Raw genomic sequence first — 7,230 nt, forward strand, 5'->3', positions numbered from 1 at the left:
GCCTTCAATCCCTCCTTAGCTCTGGCTGAATGGCATACCAAGTAATTTTAAAAGCTCTTTAGCTTCTTCATCACTCTTAGCCGTAGTTACAAAAACAATATCCATTCCTCTTAACTTATCAACCTTGTCATACTCAATTTCAGGGAATATTAGCTGGTCCTTGACACCCATCGAGTAATTTCCTCTACCGTCAAATGAGTTGTTTGAAAGACCTCTAAAGTCTCTTACTCTAGGAATAGCTACATTAAAGAGCTTATCAACGAATTCATACATTCTCTCGCCTCTTAATGTAACCTTACAGCCAATATTCATTCCCTGTCTCAATTTAAATGCCGCTACTGACTTTTTAGCCTTAGTTACAATCGGCTTTTGTCCAGTAATCAATGTCATATCATTTACTGCTGAATCCATAGCCTTTGGGTTGTCTTTTACTTCTCCGACTCCCATGTTAAGAACTATTTTCTCAAGCTTTGGAATCTGCATGCTACTGCTATATTTAAACTTTTCTTTCAAAGCAGGAACTGCTTCACAAAGATATTTATCTTTTAACCTTGCCATCTGCTATACCTCCTTTCGGCAGTACTATTAACCGTCTTTGTTTTTATCTAATACTATATCAATAATTTCGTTACAGTTTTTACAAGCTCTAGCCTTCTGCCCATTGTCGAGAATTTTCTTTGCAACTTTGGTAGGCTTTCCACATTTGTCACAAACCAACATTACATTTGAACTGTTGATATGTGACTCCTGATGGATAATGCCACCTTGTTGATATTTTCCTCTAGGCTTTTTGTGCTTTGTTGACATGTTTACGCCTTCAACAAGTACTTGATTAGTAGAAGGATTTACGCTTAATACCTTGCCCTTCTTGCCTCTATCTTTTCCTGAAAGCACAAGAACTGTATCATTCTTTTTTACATGAACTTTGTTTGTCAAATTAAGCCGCCTCCTTCCTTACAATACTTCCGGTGCAAGAGAAAGAATTTTCATGAAATCCTTATCTCTTAATTCTCTTGCAACAGGTCCAAATATACGAGTTCCTCTTGGGTTCTTATCATCTTTAATTATAACTGCAGCGTTCTCATCAAATCTGATGTATGAACCGTCGGGCCTTCTAACGCCTTTCTTAGAGCGTACTATAACGCACTTTACAACGTCACCTTTTTTTACAACACCGCCGGGTGTTGCATTTTTAACAGAAGCTACTATAATATCACCTATATTAGCATACTTTCTCCAAGAACCGCCAAGAACTTTTATACACATAAGTTCTTTAGCTCCGGTATTATCAGCTACTTTCATTCTAGACTGAACTTGAATCATAGTGGTACCTCCTTCCAAAATTTCTGCTCAGACTGCACATATATTATTGTGCCTTTTCAACGATTTCAACAAGTCTCCATCTCTTTTCCTTACTCAATGGCCTTGTCTCCATTACTTTAACTTTATCACCAATCTGACATTGATTTTCTTCATCATGTGCCTTTAGTTTATAAGTTCTCTTAACAATTTTTCCGTATAACGGATGCTTTACACTAGTTTCTATAGCAACAACAATAGTTTTATCCATCTTATTGCTAACAACCTTGCCAACCCTAGTCTTTCTTAAAGCTCTTTCAACCAAGTGGAATTACCTCCTTCCGAATACTCGTCTTTGTGATATTATCGATTGATATATTACAAAGAACATAACTAACGTTATTCATTATGGTTAAGGTTTTTCAATTACTTTAGCAAATAGCTATTACTTGTTATCGCTAAGCTCTTTTTCCCTTATTATTGTTTTAACTCTAGCAATGGATTTTTTAACATCCTTAAGTTTCATTGGGTTCTCAAGCTGATTTGTAGCAAGCTGAAATCTAAGCTTAAAGAGTTCAGACTTTAATTCGCCCAATTCCTTGTTCAATTCAACAATATCCTTTTCTCTGATTTCACTAGCTTTCATTTGCTTCACCACCCATTTCTGTCTCGCGGGTTACAAATTTACATTTAACCGGAAGTTTGTGCATAGCGAGCCTTAAAGCCTCTCTAGCTGTCTCTTCAGGTACTCCCGCAATTTCAAATAATACTCTTCCAGGTTTTACTACTGCAACCCAATATTCCGGTGAACCCTTACCACTACCCATACGAGTTTCAGCAGGTTTCTTTGTTACCGGCTTATCCGGGAATATTTTAATCCAAACCTTACCGCCACGCTTGATGAAACGAGTCATTGCTATTCTGGCAGCCTCAATCTGGTTGCTTGTTATCCAAGCAGGTTCCAAAGCCTGAATTCCGAACTCACCATTGCTAACAAAGTTACCTCTGGTAGCTTTTCCAGTCATTCTACCTCTGTGAACCCTTCTATGTTTTACTCTTTTGGGCATTAACATTACTTAACCCCTCCTTCCGCTTTTCTGTCTCTCTTAACAGCAGGAAGAACTTCTCCTTTGTATATCCATACCTTAACACCGATCTTACCATAGGTTGTGTTTGCTTCAGCAAAACCATAGTCTATATCAGCACGAAGTGTTTGAAGTGGAATAGTACCGTCATGATAATGCTCAGTTCTTGCTATTTCTGCACCACCAAGTCTACCTGCACACGCAGTCTTGATACCCTTAGCACCAAGCTTCATTGTTCTTGACATAGCCTGCTTCATCGCTCTTCTGAAAGATATACGTTTCTCTAGCTGTGATGCGATGTTCTCTGCAACTAGCTGAGCATCCATTTCAGGAACTTTGATCTCAGTAATGTTGATAAGAACACTCTTACCTGTCATTTTTTCTACTTCTTTTCTAAGTTCTTCAATACCTTGGCCACCCTTGCCGATTACAAGTCCTGGCTTTGCAGTATTTACATTAATCTTGACCTTATTTGCTGCACGGTCAATCTCAATTCTAGAAATGCCTGAAATATAAAGCTTCTTCTTTATGAAATTTCTTATTTTGACATCTTCAACAAGATAGCTGCTAAAAGATTTGTCATTAGCATACCATTTTGTATCCCAATCTTTAATAATTCCAATTCTTAATCCATGAGGATTTACTTTCTGGCCCATTATCCAACCTCCTTCTCGCTTATTCTCTTTCCTTTACAACCAATGTTATATGGCTGGTTCTTTTTTGAATTTTAAATGCTCTACCTTGAGCACGTGGCATAATTCTCTTTAATGTTGGTCCTTGAGTTGCAAAAGCTTCTGCAATAAAAAGGTTATCATGATTCAAACTATTATTGTTAACAGCATTTGCTTCTGCTGATTTAAGAAGCTTATATAAAACCTCTGATGCAGCCTTAGGTGTAAACTTGAGAATACCATAAGCCTCATCAATACCCTTATTTTTTATCAAATCCAGTACGATTTTAACCTTTCTGGATGATATACGTGCATATTTTAAAACTGCTCTTCCTTCATCTTTACCGATTCCGAGAACTTTTCTCTCTTTTTTAGTAAGAAGTGCAGGCTTATTTGACTTAGTATGCTTAGCATTTTGTTCAGCCAAAATCTGATCTTTATTCTTTAATAGCTCCTCTTTGGACAATACTTTTTTCTCCAACTGAATAGCCTCCTTTCAGTTCTAATCTTAAACTTAAACTTTCAGTTCAAAAAATCTTTTACCTTAGAGAAGTAGACTTCTCGTTACCGCCATGTCCCTTGTATGTCCTTGTTGGTGCAAATTCACCAAGCTTATGACCAACCATTTCTTCTGTTATATATACAGGAACGTGCTTCTTTCCATCGTGAACAGCAATTGTGTGTCCAACCATCTGAGGGAATATAGTTGAAGCCCTTGACCAGGTCTTGATAACTTTCTTATCATTCACTTTATTCATTTCTTCAATTTTTTTAAGTAATGAATCAAGCACGTAAGGTCCCTTTTTAACTGATCTACTCATTATTCTAAAATCCTCCCTTCGCCGCCATCTCGTAGGATTTGGCGGAGCGGTTAAACCGCTCTTACTTCCAAAAATCCCGATATATTACTTTTGATTTCTTCTCTTAACAATAAACTTATCTGACTTGTTTTTCTTCTTTCTAGTCTTCAAGCCAAGAGTTGGTTTACCCCAAGGTGTAACAGGACTTGGTCTACCGATAGGTGATTTACCTTCTCCACCACCGTGAGGGTGGTCAACCGGGTTCATAACAACACCGCGGACTGTAGGTCTGATACCCATCCATCTTTTTCTACCAGCCTTACCCAGTGACACGTTTTCATGTTCAAGGTTACCAACCTGTCCAATTGTAGCTTTACAATTGATTCTAACCATACGAACTTCACCTGAAGGAAGTCTTACCTGAGCATATTCGCCCTCTTTAGCCATCAACTGAGCAGCATTTCCTGCAGCTCTAACCATCTGGCCACCCTTACCTGGCTTAAGTTCAATATTATGAATTAATGAACCTACAGGAATATTTGTAAGAGGAAGTGCGTTACCTGGTTTGATATCCGCTGATACTCCTGATTCAACAATATCGCCAACACTTAATCCAACTGGTGCAAGAATATATCTCTTTTCACCATCTAAATAGTTAAGAAGCGCAATATTTGCAGTCCTGTTTGGATCATACTCGATTGTAGCAACCTTTGCTTTGATTCCATCTTTGTCTCTTTTAAAGTCTATAACTCTATATTTTTGTCTGTTACCGCCGCCTTGATGACGAACAGTAATCCTACCATAAGAGTTTCTTCCTCCATTTTTCTTCAGAGGTTCCAGTAATGACTTTTCAGGTTCAACTTTTGTTAAGTCTGAGTAATCCATTACTGTCATAAACCTTCTGGATGGAGAAGTAGGACTATACTTTTTTAATGCCATCTCTTCTCACTCCTTTTATAACCTGGCTTAATTACTGAGCAACGCCAAATTCTTCGATGCTAGTTTTATATTTCTTATTATTTGTTACAGTCTTGCCGCCCTTTGATAAGTATTCAACAGGCTTTGGATCAGTATCGATTTTAACGATTGCCTTTTTCCAAGCTGGACGTGGTCCTTCATGAACACCTGTGCGCTTGATTTTACCTTCAAAGTTCATGGTATTAACTTGTAATACCTTAACGCTGAATAATGCTTCAACTGCCTTTTTTATTTCGGTTTTTGTTGATTTTACATCAACGACAAAAGTGTACTTACCAGCACCTATTTCCATATTACTTTTTTCAGTTATATATGGCTTTATAATTATGTCTTGTGGCAATCTCATTATGCGTACACCTCCTCAACCTTTTCAACAGCATCCTTTGTTATAATAAACTTATCATATTTCAATATATCAAATACATTAAGAGTATTTACATATGCTGTCTTTATTCCTGGTATGTTTCTAGCAGACTTAACAATGTTTTCATTCTTTGAATCAATTACTATCAAAGCACTTGAATCAACTTTTAAATTGCTAAGTACACCTACCATTGACTTAGTCTTAATTGCATCCAATGTCAAAGCATCCAGTACAAAAATTTCATTTCCTGAAACCTTTGATGTCAATGCTGACTTCATTGCAATACGCTTCACTTTCTTTGGCATAGTGTATCTGTAGCTACGTGGTTTAGGTCCTAATACTATACCACCTTTAATCCACTGTGCTGAACGGATACTACCCTGTCTTGCACGACCGGTTCCCTTTTGTCTCCATGGCTTTTTACCGCCACCTCTAACTTCACTCTTGGTTTTTGTTGACTGAGTACCTTGTCTTTTATTTGCTAACTGATTTACTACTACTGCGTGAAGTACTTCATTGTTTACTTCTGCACCGAAAACATTATCGCAAAGTTGAATATCTCCAACTACTTCACCTTTCATGTTATATAAATCAACCTTTGGCATGTGTTACTTCCTCCCTTCACGTTATTATTTACCGGATTTAACCGTACTTTTAATAACAAGCAATCCACCTTTAGGTCCTGGAAGAGCACCTTTTACAAGAATAAGGTTTCTTTCTGCATCAACTCTAACAACTTCAAGATTTTGAACTGTAGTGTTGTCCATACCCATATGACCTGGTAACTTCTTGCCCTTAAATACTCTTGCCGGATTGGTGTTTGCACTCATGGAACCAACTCTTCTGTGGTACATTGAACCGTGAGTTTTGGGTCCACCTTTTTGGCCGTATCTCTTAATAGTACCCTGAAATCCTTTACCCTTTGAAAGGCCGCTTACGTCTATTTTATCTCCAGATTGGAACATATCTTCAGCTTTAATTTCCTGACCAACTTCATAGCTTGATATGTCTTCCAGTCTGAATTCTCTAAGATACTTCATTGGAGCAAGCTTAGTCTTGCTGAACTGACCTAAAGCAGGTTTGCTAAGTTTCTTTTCCGCAACCTTTTGATATCCAACTTTTAAAGCATTATATCCGTCAGTTTCAACAGTCTTCTTTTGAACAACTGTTAATGGGCCTGCTTCTACAACTGTAACTGGTATAACCAAACCATTTTCATCAAATATTTGAGTCATTCCAATTTTCTTACCTAACATTGCTTTTTTCATTAAAATTACCTCCTATGGTTATTGGTTCATATTTTCTATGAACATGACCTACTACTAACACTTAACACTGTAGACTAGTTTGACATTTATTACTTTCAAATATTGAAATTATAATTTAATCTCAATGTCTACACCCGCTGGTAGATCCAGCCTCATTAATGCGTCAACAGTCTTTGGCGTTGGTAGAACTACATCTATCAATCTTTTATGAGTTCTCATTTCAAACTGCTCTCTTGAGTCCTTGTATTTATGTGGAGCTCTTAAGATTGTAATAATCTCTTTCTCAGTAGGAAGCGGTACAGGTCCTGAAACCTTCGCGCCTGTCCTCTTAGCAGTTTCAACGATCTTCTCAGCTGACTGATCAAGCACCTGATGATCGAACGCCTTTAGTCTGATACGTATTTTCTGTTTGTTTGACATACATAAACCTCCTCGTACGTTGAATTTTGTCACGTACAACAAGTTTTGTCTGTACACTATGCCGGGTGTTTCATAACGTTTTATATAAAAACCCAGGATCGTTCTTATCCAAATTGGACAAACTTAACCTGGGCATTTAAAGCGATTATATTACACTTCAAAATGTACAGTGACTTGTCGCCCGGTTTCTTGAATCGGACATTCTCAGCAAAAGTTACCTATTTCTATGAATAGCAATCTCCTGCGTCATCGTATGCCACGCCACAACATTCAATATTTTACTACATATTTTTCATATTTGCAAGTGGTTTTAAAATATATTTTTATTTTTTTTGATTATGCAAA

The 7,230-nt window shown here is 37.3% G+C and carries 14 protein-coding genes; all 14 read right to left on the reverse strand.

The window, feature by feature from the left end; translation table 11 throughout:
* Positions 1–15 precede the first annotated feature (15 nt).
* Positions 16–558 (reverse strand): 50S ribosomal protein L5, encoded by a 543-nt coding sequence (rplE, locus tag L323_RS35195; protein ID WP_020816380.1) that lies wholly within the window; start codon positions 556–558, stop codon positions 16–18.
* A gap of 27 nt (positions 559–585) precedes the next feature.
* Entirely contained in the window at positions 586–936 is a 351-nt protein-coding gene (gene rplX, locus L323_RS35200; RefSeq protein WP_020816381.1) for a 50S ribosomal protein L24, read from the reverse strand.
* Between the two features lie 18 nt (positions 937–954).
* Complete coding sequence (gene rplN / locus L323_RS35205; RefSeq protein ID WP_020816382.1) at positions 955–1,323, reverse strand: 50S ribosomal protein L14; 369 nt, start codon at positions 1,321–1,323, stop codon at positions 955–957.
* Between the two features lie 43 nt (positions 1,324–1,366).
* Entirely contained in the window at positions 1,367–1,624 is a 258-nt protein-coding gene (gene rpsQ / locus L323_RS35210; RefSeq protein ID WP_020816383.1) for a 30S ribosomal protein S17, read from the reverse strand.
* Between the two features lie 120 nt (positions 1,625–1,744).
* Positions 1,745–1,945 (reverse strand): 50S ribosomal protein L29, encoded by a 201-nt coding sequence (gene rpmC, locus L323_RS35215; RefSeq protein WP_004620858.1) that lies wholly within the window; start codon positions 1,943–1,945, stop codon positions 1,745–1,747.
* Complete coding sequence (rplP, locus tag L323_RS35220) at positions 1,935–2,372, reverse strand: 50S ribosomal protein L16 (protein ID WP_004620860.1); 438 nt, start codon at positions 2,370–2,372, stop codon at positions 1,935–1,937. Before rplP ends, rpmC begins: the two co-directional genes overlap by 11 nt.
* Entirely contained in the window at positions 2,372–3,040 is a 669-nt protein-coding gene (rpsC, locus tag L323_RS35225) for a 30S ribosomal protein S3 (protein WP_020816384.1), read from the reverse strand. The genes rplP and rpsC overlap by 1 nt, the downstream gene beginning before the upstream one ends.
* Before the next feature lie 19 nt (positions 3,041–3,059).
* Positions 3,060–3,536 (reverse strand): 50S ribosomal protein L22, encoded by a 477-nt coding sequence (gene rplV / locus L323_RS35230; RefSeq protein WP_004620865.1) that lies wholly within the window; start codon positions 3,534–3,536, stop codon positions 3,060–3,062.
* Between the two features lie 58 nt (positions 3,537–3,594).
* Positions 3,595–3,876: a 30S ribosomal protein S19 gene (gene rpsS, locus L323_RS35235; RefSeq protein WP_020816385.1), complete on the reverse strand. Its 282-nt coding sequence runs from the start codon at positions 3,874–3,876 to the stop codon at positions 3,595–3,597.
* 84 nt (positions 3,877–3,960) lie between these two features.
* Complete coding sequence (gene rplB / locus L323_RS35240; RefSeq protein ID WP_020816386.1) at positions 3,961–4,794, reverse strand: 50S ribosomal protein L2; 834 nt, start codon at positions 4,792–4,794, stop codon at positions 3,961–3,963.
* A gap of 31 nt (positions 4,795–4,825) precedes the next feature.
* Positions 4,826–5,179 carry a 50S ribosomal protein L23 gene (gene rplW, locus L323_RS35245; protein ID WP_020816387.1) on the reverse strand — a complete coding sequence of 118 codons (354 nt, stop codon included), beginning with the start codon at positions 5,177–5,179 and terminating at the stop codon, positions 4,826–4,828.
* Positions 5,179–5,802 (reverse strand): 50S ribosomal protein L4, encoded by a 624-nt coding sequence (rplD, locus tag L323_RS35250; protein WP_020816388.1) that lies wholly within the window; start codon positions 5,800–5,802, stop codon positions 5,179–5,181. Before rplD ends, rplW begins: the two co-directional genes overlap by 1 nt.
* Before the next feature lie 24 nt (positions 5,803–5,826).
* Positions 5,827–6,465 (reverse strand): 50S ribosomal protein L3, encoded by a 639-nt coding sequence (gene rplC, locus L323_RS35255; RefSeq protein ID WP_004620874.1) that lies wholly within the window; start codon positions 6,463–6,465, stop codon positions 5,827–5,829.
* 108 nt (positions 6,466–6,573) lie between these two features.
* A complete protein-coding gene (rpsJ, locus tag L323_RS35260) occupies positions 6,574–6,885 on the reverse strand; it encodes a 30S ribosomal protein S10 (RefSeq protein WP_004620876.1) in 312 nt (103 codons plus the stop codon).
* Positions 6,886–7,230: the final 345 nt, after the last annotated feature.

It is taken from the genome of Ruminiclostridium papyrosolvens C7, from assembly GCF_000421965.1.
Classification (GTDB): Bacteria; Bacillota; Clostridia; order Acetivibrionales; family DSM-1351; genus Ruminiclostridium; species Ruminiclostridium papyrosolvens_A.

Bases quoted from the DNA above. Each gene is read 5' to 3' on its own strand.
- rplE (WP_020816380.1), bottom strand. From the start codon at position 558: ATGGCAAGGTTAAAAGATAAATATCTTTGTGAAGCAGTTCCTGCTTTG.
- rplN (WP_020816382.1), bottom strand. From the start codon at position 1,323: ATGATTCAAGTTCAGTCTAGAATGAAAGTAGCTGATAATACCGGAGCT.
- rpmC (WP_004620858.1), bottom strand. From the start codon at position 1,945: ATGAAAGCTAGTGAAATCAGAGAAAAGGATATTGTTGAATTGAACAAG.
- rplP (WP_004620860.1), bottom strand. From the start codon at position 2,372: ATGTTAATGCCCAAAAGAGTAAAACATAGAAGGGTTCACAGAGGTAGA.
- rpsC (WP_020816384.1), bottom strand. From the start codon at position 3,040: ATGGGCCAGAAAGTAAATCCTCATGGATTAAGAATTGGAATTATTAAA.
- rpsS (WP_020816385.1), bottom strand. From the start codon at position 3,876: ATGAGTAGATCAGTTAAAAAGGGACCTTACGTGCTTGATTCATTACTT.
- rplB (WP_020816386.1), bottom strand. From the start codon at position 4,794: ATGGCATTAAAAAAGTATAGTCCTACTTCTCCATCCAGAAGGTTTATG.
- rplW (WP_020816387.1), bottom strand. From the start codon at position 5,179: ATGAGATTGCCACAAGACATAATTATAAAGCCATATATAACTGAAAAA.
- rplD (WP_020816388.1), bottom strand. From the start codon at position 5,802: ATGCCAAAGGTTGATTTATATAACATGAAAGGTGAAGTAGTTGGAGAT.
- rplC (WP_004620874.1), bottom strand. From the start codon at position 6,465: ATGAAAAAAGCAATGTTAGGTAAGAAAATTGGAATGACTCAAATATTT.
- rpsJ (WP_004620876.1), bottom strand. From the start codon at position 6,885: ATGTCAAACAAACAGAAAATACGTATCAGACTAAAGGCGTTCGATCAT.